This is a genomic window from Nonomuraea sp. NPDC047897, from assembly GCF_043204415.1.
In the GTDB taxonomy this organism is placed as follows: domain Bacteria; phylum Actinomycetota; class Actinomycetes; order Streptosporangiales; family Streptosporangiaceae; genus Nonomuraea.
Genome location: NZ_JBIDCC010000022.1, coordinates 87,038 through 104,437, shown reverse-complemented (window position 1 = coordinate 104,437; position 17,400 = coordinate 87,038). Strand labels below are relative to the sequence as shown.

22 protein-coding genes and 1 tRNA gene are annotated in these 17,400 nt (G+C 70.6%); 4 read left to right on the top strand and 19 right to left on the bottom strand.

Annotated elements, in window-relative coordinates:
• Positions 1-597: 597 nt before the first annotated feature.
• The 13 genes from ACGF0J_RS35345 to ACGF0J_RS35285 all read right to left on the bottom strand — a co-directional run bounded on the left by ACGF0J_RS35345 (position 598) and on the right by ACGF0J_RS35285 (position 8,182).
• Complete coding sequence (locus ACGF0J_RS35345; protein WP_393153144.1) at positions 598-1,095, bottom strand: hypothetical protein; 498 nt, start codon at positions 1,093-1,095, stop codon at positions 598-600.
• Entirely contained in the window at positions 1,092-1,619 is a 528-nt protein-coding gene (locus ACGF0J_RS35340) for a hypothetical protein (protein ID WP_393153142.1), read from the bottom strand. The genes ACGF0J_RS35345 and ACGF0J_RS35340 overlap by 4 nt, the downstream gene beginning before the upstream one ends.
• A gap of 310 nt (positions 1,620-1,929) precedes the next feature.
• Positions 1,930-2,325: a 50S ribosomal protein L7/L12 gene (gene rplL / locus ACGF0J_RS35335; protein WP_393153140.1), complete on the bottom strand. Its 396-nt coding sequence runs from the start codon at positions 2,323-2,325 to the stop codon at positions 1,930-1,932.
• 69 nt (positions 2,326-2,394) lie between these two features.
• On the bottom strand, positions 2,395-2,919 hold the full coding sequence (gene rplJ / locus ACGF0J_RS35330; RefSeq protein ID WP_393153138.1) for a 50S ribosomal protein L10: 525 nt from the start codon (positions 2,917-2,919) through the stop codon (positions 2,395-2,397).
• A gap of 237 nt (positions 2,920-3,156) precedes the next feature.
• Positions 3,157-3,984 (bottom strand): DUF1396 domain-containing protein, encoded by an 828-nt coding sequence (locus ACGF0J_RS35325; RefSeq protein WP_393153136.1) that lies wholly within the window; start codon positions 3,982-3,984, stop codon positions 3,157-3,159.
• 83 nt (positions 3,985-4,067) lie between these two features.
• On the bottom strand, positions 4,068-4,568 hold the full coding sequence (locus tag ACGF0J_RS35320; protein WP_393153134.1) for an SRPBCC domain-containing protein: 501 nt from the start codon (positions 4,566-4,568) through the stop codon (positions 4,068-4,070).
• Entirely contained in the window at positions 4,565-5,161 is a 597-nt protein-coding gene (locus ACGF0J_RS35315) for a TIGR03086 family metal-binding protein (RefSeq protein ID WP_393153132.1), read from the bottom strand. Before ACGF0J_RS35315 ends, ACGF0J_RS35320 begins: the two co-directional genes overlap by 4 nt.
• A complete protein-coding gene (locus ACGF0J_RS35310) occupies positions 5,151-5,492 on the bottom strand; it encodes an ArsR/SmtB family transcription factor (protein ID WP_393153130.1) in 342 nt (113 codons plus the stop codon). The genes ACGF0J_RS35315 and ACGF0J_RS35310 overlap by 11 nt, the downstream gene beginning before the upstream one ends.
• Positions 5,493-5,625: 133 nt before the next feature.
• Positions 5,626-6,345, bottom strand: a complete 720-nt coding sequence (gene rplA / locus ACGF0J_RS35305; protein ID WP_393153128.1) for a 50S ribosomal protein L1 — start codon at positions 6,343-6,345, stop codon at positions 5,626-5,628.
• 58 nt (positions 6,346-6,403) lie between these two features.
• A complete protein-coding gene (rplK, locus tag ACGF0J_RS35300; protein ID WP_393153126.1) occupies positions 6,404-6,835 on the bottom strand; it encodes a 50S ribosomal protein L11 in 432 nt (143 codons plus the stop codon).
• Positions 6,836-6,952: 117 nt separating this feature from the next.
• On the bottom strand, positions 6,953-7,711 hold the full coding sequence (gene nusG / locus ACGF0J_RS35295) for a transcription termination/antitermination protein NusG (protein ID WP_393153124.1): 759 nt from the start codon (positions 7,709-7,711) through the stop codon (positions 6,953-6,955).
• A gap of 82 nt (positions 7,712-7,793) precedes the next feature.
• Positions 7,794-8,033 (bottom strand): preprotein translocase subunit SecE, encoded by a 240-nt coding sequence (gene secE / locus ACGF0J_RS35290; RefSeq protein ID WP_393153122.1) that lies wholly within the window; start codon positions 8,031-8,033, stop codon positions 7,794-7,796.
• Between the two features lie 76 nt (positions 8,034-8,109).
• Positions 8,110-8,182 (bottom strand) — tRNA-Trp (locus ACGF0J_RS35285).
• A gap of 157 nt (positions 8,183-8,339) precedes the next feature.
• On the opposite strand from ACGF0J_RS35285, the gene ACGF0J_RS35280 reads away from it, so the two are divergent.
• Entirely contained in the window at positions 8,340-9,548 is a 1,209-nt protein-coding gene (locus tag ACGF0J_RS35280; protein ID WP_393153120.1) for a pyridoxal phosphate-dependent aminotransferase, read from the top strand.
• A gap of 37 nt (positions 9,549-9,585) precedes the next feature.
• On the opposite strand, the gene ACGF0J_RS35275 is transcribed toward ACGF0J_RS35280, so the two are convergent.
• Positions 9,586-10,080: a hypothetical protein gene (locus ACGF0J_RS35275; protein ID WP_393153118.1), complete on the bottom strand. Its 495-nt coding sequence runs from the start codon at positions 10,078-10,080 to the stop codon at positions 9,586-9,588.
• A gap of 137 nt (positions 10,081-10,217) precedes the next feature.
• Here ACGF0J_RS35275 and ACGF0J_RS35270 point away from each other — a divergent pair, with 137 nt between their 5' ends.
• Complete coding sequence (locus ACGF0J_RS35270; protein WP_393153116.1) at positions 10,218-11,234, top strand: adenosine deaminase; 1,017 nt, start codon at positions 10,218-10,220, stop codon at positions 11,232-11,234.
• Here the strand turns inward: ACGF0J_RS35270 and ACGF0J_RS35265 are convergent.
• Both ACGF0J_RS35265 and ACGF0J_RS35260 read right to left on the bottom strand, forming a co-directional pair.
• The gene (locus tag ACGF0J_RS35265) at positions 11,223-11,966 is read right to left on the bottom strand and encodes a hypothetical protein (protein ID WP_393153114.1); all 744 of its coding nucleotides are present in this window, start codon (positions 11,964-11,966) and stop codon (positions 11,223-11,225) included. The two genes, ACGF0J_RS35270 and ACGF0J_RS35265, sit on opposite strands and share 12 nt — an antisense overlap.
• Positions 11,953-12,504 carry an RNA polymerase sigma factor gene (locus ACGF0J_RS35260; protein ID WP_393153112.1) on the bottom strand — a complete coding sequence of 184 codons (552 nt, stop codon included), beginning with the start codon at positions 12,502-12,504 and terminating at the stop codon, positions 11,953-11,955. The genes ACGF0J_RS35265 and ACGF0J_RS35260 overlap by 14 nt, the downstream gene beginning before the upstream one ends.
• Before the next feature lie 127 nt (positions 12,505-12,631).
• Between ACGF0J_RS35260 and ACGF0J_RS35255 the strand changes: the two genes are divergently transcribed.
• Positions 12,632-13,366: a class I SAM-dependent methyltransferase gene (locus tag ACGF0J_RS35255; protein ID WP_393153110.1), complete on the top strand. Its 735-nt coding sequence runs from the start codon at positions 12,632-12,634 to the stop codon at positions 13,364-13,366.
• A 195-nt stretch (positions 13,367-13,561) separates the two neighbouring features.
• On the opposite strand, the gene ACGF0J_RS35250 is transcribed toward ACGF0J_RS35255, so the two are convergent.
• Positions 13,562-14,275, bottom strand: a complete 714-nt coding sequence (locus ACGF0J_RS35250; RefSeq protein ID WP_393153108.1) for a TetR/AcrR family transcriptional regulator — start codon at positions 14,273-14,275, stop codon at positions 13,562-13,564.
• A gap of 99 nt (positions 14,276-14,374) precedes the next feature.
• Here ACGF0J_RS35250 and ACGF0J_RS35245 point away from each other — a divergent pair, with 99 nt between their 5' ends.
• Positions 14,375-15,601, top strand: a complete 1,227-nt coding sequence (locus ACGF0J_RS35245) for an FAD-dependent monooxygenase (RefSeq protein WP_393153106.1) — start codon at positions 14,375-14,377, stop codon at positions 15,599-15,601.
• Here ACGF0J_RS35245 and ACGF0J_RS35240 read toward each other — a convergent pair.
• Both ACGF0J_RS35240 and ACGF0J_RS35235 read right to left on the bottom strand, forming a co-directional pair.
• Complete coding sequence (locus ACGF0J_RS35240) at positions 15,594-16,481, bottom strand: carbohydrate ABC transporter permease (protein WP_393153154.1); 888 nt, start codon at positions 16,479-16,481, stop codon at positions 15,594-15,596. The two genes, ACGF0J_RS35245 and ACGF0J_RS35240, sit on opposite strands and share 8 nt — an antisense overlap.
• Positions 16,481-17,365: a carbohydrate ABC transporter permease gene (locus tag ACGF0J_RS35235; protein ID WP_393153104.1), complete on the bottom strand. Its 885-nt coding sequence runs from the start codon at positions 17,363-17,365 to the stop codon at positions 16,481-16,483. Before ACGF0J_RS35235 ends, ACGF0J_RS35240 begins: the two co-directional genes overlap by 1 nt.
• Positions 17,366-17,400 lie beyond the last annotated feature (35 nt).

Below are 17,400 nucleotides of genomic sequence, written 5' to 3'. Positions count from 1 at the left end.
GCCTCGACCCGGGCCTTCCACTTCTCGTTGCCGAGCAGCCAGTCGAAGGACTCGGTCTGCAGGGCGAGAAGGTCAGGAACTTCGAGGGGCTCCTGGATACGCGAAAAAGAGACGCGACGGGGACCGGCGGGTACGGCGGAGGCGTTGCGCGAGGCTGCCAACAGATGTCCTTCCGAGGGCTCGCGGCGGACTGACTACACGCACGCCAGACAACCTCGCAACGTGAGCAAGCGGAGCGGGTCGTCAAAGGGCAGCGCAAAGGGGCAGTGTAGCCGAACGGCACACGCCTGTCCACTTCACCTTCGCTGCATGCTCCACGTTGGTCGCAGCATCGCCCGTCCGAGCGGAAACGTCAAGCCCACAAGCCGGACTTTCCGCCGACTAGAGGCCCGGACGCTGGGTTTTCTCCCCTGTGTGATCGGGCGCCTACCGCCAGGCCCAAGGACGATACCCGCGAACGGGGGCGGTTAACGCTCCGTCACACCGAAGACCGAACCCATGCCGGCGACCGGTGTGGTCGTGGGAGTGGTACCCGCGCCGTCGGCTTCGCCAAACCTGTTTTTTGGTAACAATTGAACGGTACGCCGCGCCCGGCGATCACGCTGCGCCGATGAGCGACGAGAGATCGGCCGCCAGCCACCGGGAGCCCTCGCGGACCATGACCAGTCTGGCCCGGTTCTGGACGATCTGTCGCTGGGGCTCGGTCTCGCCGGGAATCTCCTTTACCGTGCCCACGTTCACGAACAGCAGAATCTCCGCCCGGCCGGACTCCGCCCGCTCGACGGCCGCCGCGGTCACGACCGTGGTCTGGACGGTCTTCTGCGCCCTCGCCCTGGGGGCCAGGGTCTCGCCGAGCCGGCGGTAGTGGCCCGCCAGCGCCCCTGTCGTGTGCCCCGCCGCCCGGGCCAGGTCCCGCTCGACCGTACGGTGGTCGTACGACAGCAGGGCCGGCGCGATCGACCGGGCGGCGGCCATGGCCTCCGCGCCCGTGGCCTCGGCGTCGCGCAGCGCCCGCAGGTCCGACCACGACACCCCGGCCACCGCGCCCATGGCCAGCACGGCGAGCGTGAGCACCGCGACGAGGACGGTCCTCACACCACCTGCACCGCCTTCGACACCAGCCAGGTGCCGCCGACCTTGGTCAGCTCCATCGACCACCGGTAGAGCTCGTCCCGCGGCGGCGTCTTCGAGCCTTCCCGCCGGATGTCCACATCGGCCACGACCAGCGCCTTCGCCGTGCCGCCCGACAGGGAGACCAGCCCGGCGGCGCGCAGCACGCCGTTCCGGACGACCTTGCCGGTCACGGTCCTGGCCCGGAGCCGGTCGAGCCCGGACTCGTACTCCTTGCGCGCCTCGCCCGTCGACGTGGCGAGGATCCGCCGCACGTCGGCGTCCACCGTCTCGTGGTGCAACGACACGAGGCCGGCCGCGTGGGCACGGGCGGCGTCGAGCGCCGCCTCACGGTCGTCCGCCCTGGCCCGCGCCTCACGCGTCTGCGCGCCGAGCCACAGGACCGCGCCGGCCAGCAGCGCGAGCAGGACCGACAGGACGGCCACCGCGATGCGCGCGGCCCGCGGGGGGACAGCGGCGCGGGCCGTCCATGCGGAGAGATTCGTCACGTCCGCTCACCTCGCTCCCCTCTGCGGTTCGCCGGATCATAACCCGGTGCTTCGCCGTCACAGCGGGGATTCGGCTGAGGTGGTACGAGACGGCATGGATCGGACGGCTCGCCCGGGTACTGGCCATCGACTGTCGCCGCGCTCGTCGCGGCCCGGGCACCCCGGAAGGGCCCGTCGCGGCCCGGGCACCCCGGAAGGGCCCGTCGCGGCCCGGGCACGCAGAAGGGGCGGCACACCCGGCACCTGGGTGTGGCCGCCCCTTCTGGCGAAGACCTCGACGAGGCGCCGGTGCGGCGCCCCGGAAAGGGTGTTACTTGACGGTGACGCTGGCGCCGGCGCCCTCGAGGGCAGCCTTGGCCTTCTCCGCCTGCTCCTTGTTGACCTTGCCGTCGAAGACGGGGCTGGGAGCGCCGTCCACCAGGTCCTTGGCCTCCTTGAGGCCCAGGGACGTGAGGGCGCGGATCTCCTTGATGACCTGGATCTTCTTGTCGCCGGCGGCCTCGAGGATGACCTCGAACTCGTCCTGCTCCTCGGCGGCGGCGGCCTCGCCACCACCGGCGGCGGCCGGGGCAGCGGCGGCGACCGCGACGGGGGCGGCGGCCTTGACGTCGAAGACCTCCTCGAACTGCTTCACGAACTCGGAGAGCTCAAGGAGGGTCATCTCCTTGAACGCGTCGAGGAGCTCGTCGGTGCTGAGCTTCGCCATGATGATTTCCTCCGTATGGGACTTGCGAAAATTAGGAACGGGACCGCGGGGTGTGCGGCAATCCCCGAGCTACTCGCCCGCCTCTTCGCGCTTGGCGCGAAGGGCGTCGGCCAGCTGAGCCATGTTGGTGGGCAGCGCGGCGAACATCGCGGCAGCAGCGCTCTGCTTCGCCTTGATCGCGCCAGCAAGCTTCGCGAGGAGGACCTCGCGGGACTCGAGGTCGGCGAGCTTGGTGATCTCGGTGGCGCCGAGGGTCTTGCCCTCGAGAACGCCGCCCTTGATCACCAGAAGGGGATTGGCCTTGGCGAAGTCACGCAGACCCTTGGCCGCCTCGACGACGTCGCCCTTGACGAAGGCGACGGCGGTCGGGCCGAGCAGCAGGTCGTCCAGACCCGTCACGCCGGCCTCAGTGGCGGCGATCTTGGTCAGGGTGTTCTTCGCCACGGCGAACTTCGCATTCTCACCGAGAGCGACGCGCAGCTCCTTGAGCTGGGCAACGGTGAGACCGCGGTACTCGGTCAGAACGGCGGCGGCACTGCCTTCGAACTCGCTCTTGAGCTCGGCAACCGCTGTCGCCTTATCCGCCCTCGCCATGGGCCTCCTTCCAGATGTGCCGCCGGGAAGGCCCAGAACATGAGAACAGCCCCGGCGCAGGGGCGCACGGGGCTCACGCACACAGATCAACCATGTGGGGAAACTCGCATCACACCTGCGCAGGCCGTCCGCACGTAGCGGATCCTTCGGTCGTCAGGTCTTGAGGCACCTGACGACGACCGGCGGTCTTCGGCAACGACCAGAGTACGGCCTGGCCGCCGAGTTTCCAAATCGCTCTCAGTCGGTGGTTCGCTTGGGCAGCTCGCCCACCTGGTCGGCGGGCGGGGCCTCGATGTCGACCGGCTTGTCGAAGTCCTTGAAGAACAGCGTGGCGTTGAGGGTCGCGCCGTCCTTGGCGCCGTTCAGCGCCAGCTTGCGGGGCAGCCCGTCGGCCGCGGTCCACAGGTCGAACTTCACGTCCTTCAGCTCCGCCAGGCCCTTGCGCGCCTGCTCCTGCTTGTCGGCGGGGAGCTGCTGCACGGCCACGTCCACGGGGAACGTGCCGCTGTGGTGGGTGGTGTCCTCGCCGTTGACGGTCTCCGTGCCGACCGACTTCACGTCCTTGGAGGTCGTGATCATCTTGGTGACGTTCGCCAGATCGAACCGCTGGATCTGGTCGAGGTACTGCTTGGCCTGGCCGGAGGTGTCGGCGTCGGTGAGCGAGGCCTTGACCCAGGGCTTCTCCGCGCCCAGCATCTCCTTGAGCGCGTCCACCTTGACGTACAGGGTGTCGCCCTGCAGCACGGCCCGCACTCCGCCGGGAACGCTCCGCCGGCCCAGGTCCACGGTGTCGAGGGTGAGGTCGACGGCCAGTTGCGGCTTGCTCTGGTAGAGCATCCGCCCCTGCACCTTGCCGCCGCCCTCCTGGGGGTGTGTCACGTCGACGACGGCGTCGACGGTGTAGCTGGTGGCCTGCGCCGTCTTCTGCGCAGCCTGCGCGAGCACCTCCGAGGCGGCCAGGTTGACCTGGATGGGCTGCGCGTTCGATCCACAACCGGCGACCGCGACCGCGAGCATGGCCGCGCCGGCCGCGGCGGTGGCGAGACTGATTCTGCGCTTCAGCATGATTCGACCCTACGTGTCGGTTATCGGGACTGCCGGTTTTCCCCGAAGATCTCCGGGAAAACCCAGGGTCATCCCGGACCCCGTCACGGGACGGCTGGGCGCCGTTCGGCCCGCACCGCCCTCAGCACCTCGTCAAGCCGCTCGAACCCCTCCGACACCCCGCGCGCCATCGGGGAGGCGATGACCAGATCGCGCGCCCGCCTGGACGCGAACGTGTGGGTGGTGGTGAGCGTGGTCACGCCGTCCAGCTCGGCGAAGTCGTGGCCGACCAGGGCTTCGCCGGGATACCAGTGCTCGTCGAACGATTCGGTGTAGCACAGCCGGGACGGCTCGGAGATCTCACGGTACGTGCCGCCGCAGGCCATGGTGGCCCTTCCGGGGCCGGCCCAGACGAACCGCCAGGCACCCCCCACCCGCAGGTCGATCCGCGCCTCCACGATCGTCCAGCCCCGCGCGCCGTACCACCGCGCGACCAGTTCCGGCCTGGTCCACGCGGCGAAGACCAGGCGGCGTGGCGCCTGGAACGACCTCGTCATGACGATCGCGCGCTCCGACGGGGTCGCCACGGTCACCGGCTCGCTCACGGGCGCCACCGCGGATCCCGGCCGATGAAGGCCAGCAGCTTGTCCTGCAGGCGGGCGTCGTCCTCGACGCGCACCGCCGGGCCGAAGACCTCCACCCCGGGCCCGAACGCGCCCGGCGTGCGGAACTTCTCCACCAGATCTCCGGGCAGCGCCGTCACCGCGGCCCAGGAGCGTTCGACGTCCGCCGGATCCATCGTGTCGTCCTGGGACGTCGCCCGGGCGAGGTCCCAGCCGTGCAGCAGGAGGTCCTCGCTGAGAACCTCGTCGATGTGCCGCTCCGCCGGCACGCGGCCGGCCGGGGTGTCACACGGCCTGGCGGCGAGCGAGGGGTCGTCCAGGACCGCCTCCATGTCCGCGCGGGCGGCGCGGAAGGCCGCCACAGGGTCGTCGTCCACCGACGGCGCGGGGCCCAGGGCACGTCCCAGGGGCCGCAGCATCGCCTCGTGCATGTCGACGATGTGTCGCACCACGTCCCGGGCGGTCCACTTCTCGCAGGGCGAGGGAAGCGACCACTGGTCCGGACGGACGGACACGACCTTGCGTTCGAACGCCTCCGCCCGGCGCCGGTAGCGATCAGCCGGCTCACTCGTCATGGCCGTTCCTCTCCTTCAGCTCGTCCAGCAGGCCGTCGAGGCTCCGGAAACGGTCCTCCCACAGGCTCCGATAGCCCTCCAGCCAGTCGGTGGCGTCCTTGAGCGCGTCGGCCCGCAACCGGCACGGCCGCCGCTGCCCGTCCCGGCCCCGGGAGATGAGCCCGGCGCGTTCGAGAACCTTCAGATGTTTCGAGATCGCCGGCTGGGTCATGGCGAACGGCTCCGCCAGCTCCGTCACCGTGGCCTCGCCCGCTCTGAGCCGTCCCAGGATGGCCCGGCGGGTCGGATCAGCGAGCGCCGCGAAGGTGGCGTCGAGATTCTGCCCGCTCAACCCGCACTCCCCTCTGACACATAACCAATCATTAATATAACCAACTGGTATGTCAAGACCCGTACCCCCCTGGCCGGGATGCGCGAAGGCCCCCGCCTGGTGCAGGCGGAGGCCTTCGGTGATGCGGGTGGGACTACGCGTCGAGCTCGGCGGTGAGGCCGCGGGTCGCATTGGGGTCGACGGGGACGCCGGGGCCCATGGTGGTCGAGAAGGTGACCTTCTTGACGTAGCGGCCCTTGGCGGCCGACGGCTTGAGCCGCAGCACCTCGTCGAGGGCGGCGGCGTAGTTCTCGACCAGCCTGCGCTCGTCGAACGACGTCTTGCCGATGACGAAGTGCAGGTTGGCCTGCCGGTCCGTACGGAACTCGATCTTGCCGCCCTTGATCTCGGTCACGGCCTTGGCCACGTCGGGCGTCACCGTGCCGGTCTTGGGGTTGGGCATCAGACCGCGGGGGCCGAGGACGCGGCCGAGGCGGCCGACCTTGCCCATGAGGTCCGGGGTGGCGACGACGGCGTCGAACTCGTTGAGCCGGTTGCCCTTGGCGATCTCGTCGATCAGCTCGTCGGCGCCGACGATGTCGGCGCCCGCCTCGCGGGCCGCCTCGGCACGGTCACCGGTCGCGAAGACCAGGACCCGGGCGGTCTTACCGGTGCCGTGCGGGAGGTTGACCGTGCCGCGCACGATCTGGTCGGCCTTGCGAGGGTCGACGCCCAGCCGCAGCGCCACCTCGACGGTGGCGTCGAACTTGGTGGTCGAGGTGCCCTTGGCGAGCTTCGCGGCCTCGGCCGGCGAGTAGAGCTTGTCGCGGTCGATCTTCGCCGCGGCGTCCTTGTGCGCCTTGCTGCGCTTCATGGTGTCTCCTTGTGGTCCGCGGGCCAGCGCTGGGCCCTCCCACGGGTGGTGAAAAGGGTCAGTCGGCGATGGTGATGCCCATCGACCGGGCGGTGCCGGCGATGATCTTCTCGGCGGCCTCGACGTTGTTGGCGTTGAGGTCGGGCATCTTGGTCTCGGCGATGCTGCGCAGCTGCTCGCGGCTGAGCTTGCCGACCTTGTCCTTGTGCGGGACCGCGCTGCCCTTGTCGAGGCCCAGAGCCTTCTTGATCAGCTCGGGCGCCGGGGGCGTCTTCGTGACGAAGGTGAAGCTGCGGTCCTCGAAAATGGTGATCTCGACGGGGATGATGTTGCCCCGCTGAGCCTCCGTCGCAGCGTTGTACTGCTTGACGAAGTCCATGATGTTGACGCCGTGCGGACCGAGGGCGGTACCGACCGGCGGTGCGGGCGTGGCCTGGCCAGCGGGGAGCTGGACCTTGACGAGCGCCGCGATCTTCTTCTTCGGAGGCATCTGTCCTTCTCCGGGTCCTGATCGTGATGCGGTCCGGGCGCGGGTGCGGCCGGACATGTCGGAAGGCCGCCCTTCGCGAGGGGCGGCCGGCCGAACGTCTAAGTGTATGTGATCGTCTTAGATCTTCGAGACCTGGTTGAACGACAGCTCGACCGGGGTCTCGCGACCGAAGATGGAGACGAGCACCTTGAGCTTCTGCGACTCGGGACTGATCTCGCTGACCGAGGCGGGAAGAGTGGCGAACGGGCCGTCCATGACCGTGACCGACTCGCCGATCTCGAACTCGACCGCGGGACCGGAGCTGGCCTTGGTGGTGGCCTTCTTGGTCTCCTCGGACGGCTCGGGAGCGAGCAGCTTGGCGACCTCGTCGAGGCTCAGCGGGCTGGGCTTGTTGGACAGGCCCACGAAGCCGGTCACGCCGGGCGTGTTGCGGACGGCGGCCCAGGACTCGTCGGTCAGCTCCATGCGCACCAGCACGTAGCCGGGCAGCACGCGCTCCTTGACCGGGACCTTCTTGCCGCTTTTGAACTCCTGGACGGTGTGCGTCGGCACCTCGACCTGGTAGATGTAGTCCTCCATGTTGAGCGACACGTTGCGGCTCTCGATGTTGGACTTGACGCGGTTCTCGTAGCCCGCGTAGGAGTGGATCACGTACCACTCGCCGGGCAGGCCGCGCAGACCGCGCTTGAACTCCTCGACGGGATCGACGTCGGGGAGGATGTCACCGTCTTCGTCGGCGGCGGGAGCCTCGCCGGTCGCCTCGTCGCTCTCCGCGACCTCGGCGTCGACGGTCTCCTCAGCGGCCTCGACGGCCTCTTCCGGCTCGTCACCCCACTGGTCGCGGGGCTCCTCGGCCGGCACTGAAGACTCGGACACGGTGACTTTCCTCTTCCGTCGAATTTCGTCGAATCGAATGGCGACTCCGTCGGCCGGTGGCGGCGACGACTGGTGGTCAGGCTCAGCCGAAGACGCGCAGGACGACCCAGCCGAACGCGGCGTCGAGGCCGTACACGATGCCAACCATGATCAGAACGAATATCAGAACGACCGTGGTGTAGGTGACGAGGTCCTTGCGTGTCGGCCAGATGACCTTGCGGAGCTCGTTGACGACCTGCCGGTAGAAAAGGGCAGGCGACGTGCGTGACTTCTTCTCGCCACTGGGCTTGCCTGCGGTCTCGCCGCGCGTGTCGATCGCCACAGTCCTCACCTGAATCTGTCGTATCCAACGCAGTTTGCGGCGCGCTTACACGCCATTATTGCGCGGACCGCACTCGCAGGGCACGAGGGACTCGAACCCCCAACCGCCGGTTTTGGAGACCGGTGCGCTACCAATTGCGCCAGTGCCCTATGTCGTCAACCACACTACCCTGATCGACTCACTGCCTGGACCGAACCGCACGGCGACATGCGGCGGTACGACCAGGCGAAAGTGTATCGGTGCTTGCCCCTCACGTCGAACCCGATCTGATCGCCCAGGTCAGGCGTGCCGTGGGAGCATGGGCACATGTCTGACCGACCTCGCATCTCCGCGCGGATCTCCGCGATATCCGAGTCCGCCACGCTCGCCGTGGACGCCAGGGCGAAGGCGATGAAGGCGGCGGGCCGCCCGGTCATCGGCTTCGGCGCCGGCGAGCCGGACTTCCCGACGCCCGATTACATCGTCGAGGCGGCGGTGGCGGCGGCGCGCGAGCCACGGTTCCACAAGTACACCCCCGCCGGCGGCCTGCCCGAGCTGAAGGAGGCGATCGCGGCCAAGACGCTGCGCGACTCCGGCTACCGGGTCGAACCGTCGCGCGTGCTGGTGACCAACGGCGGCAAGCAGGCCGTCTACGAGGCGTTCGCCGCGCTGCTCGACCCGGGTGACGAGGTGCTGGTGGTGGCGCCCTACTGGACGACCTACCCGGAGGCGGTCAAGCTGGCGGGCGGCGTGCAGGTGGACGTGGTCACCGACGAGACGACCGGCTACCTCGCGACCGTGGAGCAACTGGAGGCGGCGCGCACGGAGCGCACGAAGGTGCTGCTGTTCGTCTCGCCGTCCAACCCGACGGGCGCCGTGCACACGCGCGAGCAGACCGTGGAGATCGGCCGCTGGGCGGCGGAGCACGGGCTGTGGGTGGTCACCGACGAGATCTACGAGCACCTCGTGTACGGCGGGGCCGAGTTCACCAGCATCGCGACGGCCGTCCCCGAGCTGGGCGACCGGGTCGTCGTGCTCAACGGGGTGGCCAAGACGTACGCGATGACGGGCTGGCGGGTGGGCTGGCTGATCGGCCCGGCCGACGTGGTCAAGGCAGCCGCCAACCTGCAGTCGCACGCCACCTCCAACGTGGCGAACGTGTCCCAGATGGCCGCGCTGGCCGCCGTTTCCGGCGACCTGTCGGCGGTGGCGGAGATGCGGGCGGCGTTCGACCGGCGGCGCCGGACGATGGTGCGGACGCTGAACGAGATCCCGGGCGTGTTGTGCCCGGAACCGAAGGGGGCGTTCTACGCGTATCCCTCGGTCAAGGCGCTGATCGGCAAGGAACTGCGAGGCAGGCGGCCGGCCTCCTCGGCGGAGCTGGCCGAGCTGATCCTGGAGGAGGCCGAGGTCGCGGTCGTCCCCGGCGAGGCGTTCGGCACGCCCGGCTACTTCCGCCTGTCGTACGCGCTGGGCGACGAGGACCTGGCGGAGGGCGTCAGCAGGATGGCCAAGCTGCTGACCGAGGCCCGCTGACGGCCCGGACGGCCCGGACGGCCGGTGCGGGCCGTCACTACGACGTCACCCCTTCGGCGATCTCGGCCAGCTCGCGGGCGAGGCCGGGGGTCACGGCGACGTAGACGGCCGTGCCGGGCCGTTCGAGCCACATGAAGTTGCGCACGTCGCCCCTGGTGCGCCAGTGCAACGCCGGTTTGCCCAGGTGGGCGAGGAGCGACGACCGGGTGACCAGCGTGGCGAACCGCTCCGCCGAGCGGACCCCGCACACCACGCCGACCCGCAGCTCCTCGCCTGCGCCGCGCCACGACAGGCCGTGCACCTCCAGCGGCCGGGTCAGCGACTTGATCCTGCCGAACCGGGGCCCCCGTGAGAGCCCGCCCGGCACATACGTGATCGTCACCGGCACCGTGCCGCAGCTCAGCGCCGGGCCCGCCGGTGCGGGAGCGGGCGACGGGCCGGCCACGGGCGCCCCCGTGGGCCCGCCCGCGTCGACGCCGGCCGGCCCGGAACCGCACGCGGCGAGGGCCAGCGTGAGGACCGCCGGTGCCATGCGCCGCATTCCGCCCCCATGATTCGGTAGGGATAGGCCGGGAAACCTTGCCTGTCTCCTACAGCAGTCCACGCTCCGCGGCAACCCGGACCCGTTCAGCCGGAGTTCCCCGTCGGGTTGAGTGGCAGGATGTGGAGATGCTCCGCCCGCTGGACACGCTTCCCAAGGCCCATCTCCATCTGCACTTCACCGGCTCGATGCGGCATTCGACGCTGATCGAGCTGGCCAGGGAGCAGCATCTGCACCTGCCCGACGCGCTGGAGCAGGACTGGCCGCCGCAGTTGCACGCCACCGACGAGCGGGGCTGGTTCAGGTTCCAGCGGCTGTACGACATCGCGCGGTCGGTGCTGACCCGGCCGGAGCACGTCTACCGGCTGCTGCGGGAGACCGCCGAGGACGAGGCGGCGGCGGGGTCGCGCTGGCTGGAGATCCAGGTGGACCCCTCGGGCTACGCGCAGCGCTTCGGTGGGCTGACCGCGACGCTGGAGCTGGTGCTCGACGCGGTGGGCGCGGCGTCCAGGCACGCGGGCGTGGGGATCGCGCTGGTGGTGGCGGCCAACCGGACCCGCCATCCGCTCGACGCCAACACGCTGGCCCGGCTTGCGGCGCAGTACGCCGACCGGGGCGTGGTGGGGTTCGGGCTGTCCAACGACGAGCGGCGGGCGCAGGCGCGCGATTTCGAGCGGGCGTTCCGGATCGCCAAGCGGGCCGGGCTGCTCGCGGTGCCGCACGGGGGCGAGCTGCTGGGGCCGCGCAGTGTGGCGCAGTGCGTCGACGACCTGGGCGCCGACCGGGTGGGGCACGGGGTGCGGGCGGCGGAGGACGCGCGGCTGATGGAGCGGCTGGCCGACCGGCAGATCTGCTGCGAGGTGTGTCCCAGCTCCAACGTGGGGCTGGGGGTGGTCGAGCGGGCCGCCGACGTGCCGGTGCGGCGGCTGTTCGACGCGGGGGTGCCGATCGCGTTGGGGGCCGACGACCCGCTGCTGTTCGGCTCGCGGCTGCTGCGGCAGTACGAGCTGGCCCGCGACGTGTACGGCTTTCGCGACGCGGAGATCGCCGAGCTGGCGCGGCAGTCGGTGCGGGCGTCGGCCGCGCCCGAGTCGGTGCGCAAGGAGCTGATGAAGGGCATCGACGACTGGCTGTCAGCGAAGTGACGCGGCGATCTCGGCGGCGCGCTCCTTGCCGCCGGCGCCCTCCAGGCGGTGGCCGACGTCGCCGTGCTGCCACAGCAGGGTGGGCGCCGCCTGGCGCAGCGGCACGGAGGTGCCGTCGGCGCGCCTGATGTAGCCGATGGGGTGCTCGCCGCCGAGCCACCAGGCCGTGGCGGTCCCGAGCCGCACGGGCTCGGGGGAGACGTCGAGCTGTTTGAAGAAGTACGGCTCGGGGGCGCCGTCGAACTGGTCGAGGCGGGTGCCGTCGGGCCAGAGCATGGACACCACCCGGCCGCCGTCGGCGACGAGGACGGTCCGGGGGGCGCCGAGGGCGGCGGGCCTCCTGACCGGGAAGGCGACCAGCGACTCCAGGTCCTCCGGGGCGACGACGCGCTCGCCCGGCAGCGTGGCGGGGGTGCGGACGGGTGCCGGGGCCTGGCCGAGGCGCAGCTCGACGCCGGCGTACCTGAGCAGGTGGGCGACGGCCGCCCGGCCCTGCGGAGTGGCGGCGGTGACGGCGACGACGGCCAGCACGACAGCAGCGACGACCCGCCACCTGCGCCGGCCGGGCCTCCTCAGCCTCCCGGATCGTCCGGCGTGGCTGCTCGGGGCGGCTTCGAGGCGGGCCCGGACGGCGGCGGCCACGTCGGCGGGCGGCGGGGCCGGGACGTCGAGGGAGGAGCCGAGGGCCAGCAGCTCGGCTTCCAGCTCGTCGGACGGCTCACGCGAGCTCATCGCCCACCTCCTCTCTGAGCCGGGCCAGGCCGCGGTGGGTGCGGGACTTGACGGTGCCCAGCGGCAGGTCGAGCACCTGGGCGGTCTCGGCCTCGGTGAGCTGTAGAAAGTACCTGCAGACGACCGCCTGGCGTTCCCGTTCGGGCAGGGCGCGTACGGCGCGCAGCAAGCGGGCGCGGCGGTCGGTGGCCACGGCGGCGCCCGCCGGGTCGTCGGCGGCCGCCGTCTCAGGCGCCGTCTCGGCCTCGGCGCCCAGGCGGGCGACCAGTTCGGAGCGGCGTCCGCGCGAGCGGGTGAGGTTGTGCGTCTCGTTGGCGACGATGCGCAGCAGCCATGGCCGGAACGGCGAGTCGCGGCGGAAGCCGGTCAGGTGCCGGTACGCCTTGACGAACGCCTCCTGCACCACGTCCTCCGCCTCGTCGCCGGCCCCGAGCAGGGCGGCGGTGCGGTGGGCGAGCGCGCTGTAGCGGGCGACGAGGGCCTCGTAGGCCGACAGGTCGCCGGCGAGCGCTCGGGTGATGGCCTCGTCGTCGTCCATGATCGGGTCAATTCTGGAGGTTGCCGCGGGACGGGGGAAGACCCTTTGGTTCGTCACGTGACCTTCGGCGTCGGGCGGGCACTAGACTCGCAGCCAATCCGCGTGAGCCCCCATAAGGAACGGGACTATGTCTTCTGGGTATGACCGTGTAGTGCAACCGGCCGCCGGTGACGAGGCCTTGGAGAACCACCTGGGTGGCGACGAGGCCAAGAACTACCGGCAGTACGAGTTCGACATGGTCGCCCCGCACGTCGGGCGTTCCATGCTGGAGATCGGCTCGGGGCTGGGCCACTTCGCCGAGCAGTTCCTGCCGAGGCTCGACCGGCTCGTGGTGAGCGACTTCGACCCTTACTGCGTCGAGCAGCTCAGGAAGAGGTTCGAGGGGCGCGACGAGATCGACGTGCTGCAGTTCGGGCTGCCGACCGACATCCCGCTGAAGGACAAGGTCGACACCGTCGTGATGATGAACGTGCTGGAGCACATCGAGGAGGACGCCGAGGCGCTGCGCTCGCTGGCGCGCGTCACGCTGCCCGGTGGGCGGATCATCATCTGGGTGCCGGGCTACATGCAGCTCTACGGAGACTTCGACCGCAAGGTGGGCCACGTCCAGCGCTACACGCCCAAGACGCTGCGCGCCACGGTCGCCAAGGCCGGGCTCGACGTCGACGTGCTGAAGCCGATCAACTTCCTGGGCGGCATCGCGTGGTGGGCGGCGGTGCGCCGGGGCGGGGTGGGCTACCCGGACCCGCGCCTGGTCAAGATCTACGACCGCACGGTGGTGCCGGCGACCCGCCTGATCGAGCGGTTCGTCCGCCCGCCGTTCGGCCAGACGGTGTTCTGCGTCGCCCGGGTGCCGCGCTAGGCGCTCTGCCGCGTCGGTGGGGTCGGCACTCCACTGCCCTGCGCAGCCGCTCCAGATGGCGCAGGCCCATCACCTCGCCCCACTTGGCCGCACCGAGGAAGAGCGCCTTGCGCCGCTCTCCCGGCCAGGCGGCGAAGGTACGGCGCGGCCGTTACGTCAGCTTGGTCATGAGTCATATGGCTCTCAGAGGTGTTGTCATCCAGACCGCCGCCGGGTGATGAGAACGTCGAGGCCGTCCAGGATCCGGTGCAGGCCGAAGTCGAGGGCCCGATCCTGGCCGGCCTGGTGGGCCAGGGCGCCGGTCAGGGCCGGGTAGCGGTCGCCGTGTTCGCGCAGCAGGTCGCCGAGGATGGCGACGAACTGCGCTTCAGCGCCGCGGGCCGGCTCCGCCGCGCGTGCCTGCTGGGCGATGCTGCGGACGTGCCCGGACAGCAGCACGACCGCGTCCAGCCGCTCGGCGCCGGCTAGGCCGGTGTCGTCCAGGGCGGCGATGGCCTGTTCGGTCCAGGCGAGCTCGCGGGGGCCGAGGACGCGGGGGCCGACCATGGCGTCGAGCAGCCATGGGTGCCGCTGGAAGAGCACGGCCATCGCGCGTGTCCAGGCGGTCAGTCGTTCCCGCCAGCCATCCCCGGCCGCGCCCGCCTTGGGCGGCGGGTCGCCGATGGCTGTCTCCACCATCAGCGCGACCAGCTCCGCCTTGCCGGGCACGTAGCGGTAGAGCGACATCTTCGTGTAGCCGAGCAGGCCGGCGACCCGCTGCATGGACAGCCCGGCCAGGCCGTCGGCGTCGGCGATCTCGATGCCGGCCCGCGCGATGCGGTCGAGGCTGAGCGCGGGCTTCGGCCCCCGCGTGGGGGTCGGGTGCGGGCCCCAGAGCAGCCGCACCAGCTCGCTTCGCTCGGCGCTCACGGCACCGCTCCCCTCTTCCCGGCCTTGCCATCCCCGAAAACTGTGTCTATGGTACACAGCATAAACAGCGTCCAAGGGACACAGTTTTTGGAGGCAATCATGAAGTCGGTCCTCATCTCCGGTGCCAGCATCGCCGGCCCCGCCCTGGCCTACTGGCTCGGCCGGTACGGATTCCGGCCCACGGTGGTCGAGCTGGCCCCCGCACTGCGAGAGGGCGGCCAGGCCGTCGACTTCCGCGGCGAGACCCACCTGAGCGTGCTGGAGCGTATGGGCGTGCTGGCCGACCTGCGCCGCGTCCAGACGGGCGGCAGCCCCATGAGCTTCGTCGACGAGCGCGGCCGGCCGCTGCTGCGCCTGCCTGCCGAGTTTGCGGGCGGCGACGTGGAGGTGACGCGCGGCGACCTGGCGCGGATCCTTTACGAGCGGAGTCTGCCGTACGCGGAGTACGTCTTCGGCGACTCGGTGACCCGCCTGACCGAGACCGGCGACGGCGTCCGCGTGGACTTCCGCCACGGCGCGCCGCGCACATTCGACCTGGTGATCGGCGCGGACGGGCTGCACTCGAACGTGCGCCGGCTCGCCTTCGGGCCCGAGGAGGAGTACGTGCGCCATCTCGGCTACTACGCGGCCACCTGGGTCCTGCCCGACTACCTGGGGCTGGGACGGGGTTCGGTGGGCCACAACATGCCGGGCAGGCTCGCCTCCGTGGGCGGCCACCACCGCGACCAGGGGCGGGCGGGGGCGTTCTTCGTCTTCGCCGCGCCCAGGCTCGACTACGACCGCCACGACACCGAGCAGCACAAGGCGCTGATCATCGAGGCGTTCGAGGGCCTCGGCTGGGAGGTGCCGCGCCTGCTCGCCACCCTGCGGAGCGCCCCCGACCTGTACTTCGACTCGATCAGCCGGGCCGACGTGCCGGCCTGGTCCACGGGCCGGATCGGCCTGGTCGGAGACGCCGCCTGCGGCGCGACGATCGGCGGCATGGGCACCGGGACGGCCGTGGTGGCCGCGTACGTGCTGGCCGGCGAGCTGGCCCGGGCGGGCGGCGACCACCGCGCCGCCTTCGCCCGGTACGAGCGGCTGACGCGCGGCTACGCGGAGGGCTGCCAGAAGGGCGGCGACCGCACCGGCATGTTCCTCGCCCCCGGCACGGCGCTCGGCCTGCGCCTGCGCAACGGCCTGTTGAGCCGGCGCCCGATCATGAACCTGATGATCAAGGAGGGCAGGAAGGTCAGCAGCACCATTGCGCTGCCCGGCTACCGGGACCTGGAGACGCCGGTGGCCGGCCCCGGCGGGGCCGGCCGGCGCGCCGAGGGCGCTACTTGATGGAGCCGGCGGTGAGGCCGCCGACCACCTTCCGCTCGATGAGCGCGAACAGGATGATCACCGGGATGGTGGCGATCACCGAGCCGGCGAACAGGTTCTGCCAGTCCACCTGGTACTGCCCGATGAAGGCGTTGAGCGCCACGGTGAGCGGCTGGTTGGCCGGTGTGGTGGTGAGGGTGAGCGCCACCACGAACTCGTTCCACGCCGCGATGAACGTGAAGATCAGCGCCGTGATGACGCCGGGCATGGCCAGCGGCAGCGTGACGCGGAACAGCGCGCCGAAGCGGCCGTTGCCGTCGATGAACGCGGCCTCCTCCAGCTCGCGCGGGATCGACGAGAAGTACGCGTTGAGGATCCACACCGCGAACGCCAGGTTGAACCCGCCGTTGACGAGGATCAGCGACCAGATCGAGTCGACCAGCCCGAACTGGTAGAACTCCCGGTAGATGCCCACCAGCATGGCCGTCGGCTGGAACATCTGGGTGATCAGCACGAGGATCAGGAACGCCGTGCGCCCCTTGAACTCGTGCCGCGCCGAGTAGTAGGCCGCCGGGAGCGCCACCAGGAGCACCAGGATCGTGGAGCCGGCCGCCACCTTCAGCGTCACCATGAGGTTGCCGGCCAGGCCGCTGGTCCAGAAGTTGGCGAGGTTGGACCACTCCCACTGCGACGGGAGAAACGTGGCCTCGCGCAGCGTGTCCTGGGGACGCAGCGAGGTCAGCAGCATCACCAGGTAGGGGAAGAGGAAGACGAACGCGATCAGGTAGGCGGCCCCCGCGACGACGACCGTCTTGAGCCGGGGCAGCCGCCGGGTCGCGGACGGCCCCGGCCGGGTGTGGTGGCGGGACGAGGTGGTCGGGCGCGCGGTCGTGACGGCCATCACGCCACCTCCTTGTTCCAGCGGGAGACCTTGAGGAAGACCGCGGTCAGCACCAGCACCATGGCGAAGTTGACCACGGACATGGCGGCGGACTCGCCGATGTCGCGGTTCTTGAGGATGAACATGAAGATCGTCGAGGTGGCCGTGGAGTAGCCGGGCTGACCGTGCGTCATCGCCCAGATGATCGGGAAGCTGTTGAAGACGTTCATCACGTTGATCAGCGCGGCGACGGTGAGCGCGGGGCGCAGCAGCGGCAGCGTGATCGACCAGTACGTGCGCAGCCGCGACGCGCCGTCCATCCTGGCCGCCTCGTAGACGTCCGACGGGATGGTGGCGAGCCCGGCGAGCAGCGCGTACGTGGTGAACGGCACCGACACGAACACCGCGACGAACACCAGCCACGGCATGGCCGTCGCGGCGTCGCCGAGCTGGTCGGCCGAGGCGCCGCCGAGCGCGTCGATGAGCCCGAGCTTCAGCCGGATCTGGTTGATCACGCCGACCTCGGGGTCGAGCATCCACTTGAAGATGATCGCCGTCATCAGCACCGACGCGGCCCACGGCGCGATCAGCGCCCAGCGGGCGTAGCGGCGGCCCGGGAAGTGCTGGTTGAACAACTGGGCGAGGGCCAGCGAGATGAGCACGGTGAGGGCGACGACCGCCACGACCCAGACGACGCTGCGGAGCATGATGTCCGCGAAGTCCTTCTCGTCGAACAGCTTCTCGTAGTTGGCCGTCCCGTTGGTCCCCTGGACCACGCCCCATCGGCTGATCTTGAGGAACGAGGATCGGATCATCTCGACGACCGGCCAGAGCACGACGACCGCGATCAGCACGACCGCCGGCCCGGTCCAGGCGAGCGGTTCGAGAGCGCGCAACCTTCTCATGCGGAACCTTCCATCACGGTACGGCCGGCGCCCGG

Excerpts from the sequence above, each read along its gene's own strand:
- rplJ (WP_393153138.1), bottom strand. The coding sequence starts at position 2,919 with ATGGCGAGGGCGGATAAGGCGACAGCGGTTGCCGAGCTCAAGAGCGAG.
- ACGF0J_RS35235 (WP_393153104.1), bottom strand. The coding sequence starts at position 17,365 with ATGAGAAGGTTGCGCGCTCTCGAACCGCTCGCCTGGACCGGGCCGGCG.
- ACGF0J_RS35245 (WP_393153106.1), top strand. The coding sequence starts at position 14,375 with ATGAAGTCGGTCCTCATCTCCGGTGCCAGCATCGCCGGCCCCGCCCTG.
- ACGF0J_RS35315 (WP_393153132.1), bottom strand. The coding sequence starts at position 5,161 with ATGACGAGTGAGCCGGCTGATCGCTACCGGCGCCGGGCGGAGGCGTTC.
- ACGF0J_RS35280 (WP_393153120.1), top strand. The coding sequence starts at position 8,340 with ATGTCTGACCGACCTCGCATCTCCGCGCGGATCTCCGCGATATCCGAG.
- ACGF0J_RS35275 (WP_393153118.1), bottom strand. The coding sequence starts at position 10,080 with ATGGCACCGGCGGTCCTCACGCTGGCCCTCGCCGCGTGCGGTTCCGGG.
- rplL (WP_393153140.1), bottom strand. The coding sequence starts at position 2,325 with ATGGCGAAGCTCAGCACCGACGAGCTCCTCGACGCGTTCAAGGAGATG.
- ACGF0J_RS35255 (WP_393153110.1), top strand. The coding sequence starts at position 12,632 with ATGTCTTCTGGGTATGACCGTGTAGTGCAACCGGCCGCCGGTGACGAG.
- rplA (WP_393153128.1), bottom strand. The coding sequence starts at position 6,345 with ATGAAGCGCAGCAAGGCGCACAAGGACGCCGCGGCGAAGATCGACCGC.
- ACGF0J_RS35270 (WP_393153116.1), top strand. The coding sequence starts at position 10,218 with ATGCTCCGCCCGCTGGACACGCTTCCCAAGGCCCATCTCCATCTGCAC.
- ACGF0J_RS35265 (WP_393153114.1), bottom strand. The coding sequence starts at position 11,966 with ATGAGCTCGCGTGAGCCGTCCGACGAGCTGGAAGCCGAGCTGCTGGCC.
- ACGF0J_RS35240 (WP_393153154.1), bottom strand. The coding sequence starts at position 16,481 with ATGGCCGTCACGACCGCGCGCCCGACCACCTCGTCCCGCCACCACACC.
- rplK (WP_393153126.1), bottom strand. The coding sequence starts at position 6,835 with ATGCCTCCGAAGAAGAAGATCGCGGCGCTCGTCAAGGTCCAGCTCCCC.
- ACGF0J_RS35325 (WP_393153136.1), bottom strand. The coding sequence starts at position 3,984 with ATGCTGAAGCGCAGAATCAGTCTCGCCACCGCCGCGGCCGGCGCGGCC.
- ACGF0J_RS35260 (WP_393153112.1), bottom strand. The coding sequence starts at position 12,504 with ATGGACGACGACGAGGCCATCACCCGAGCGCTCGCCGGCGACCTGTCG.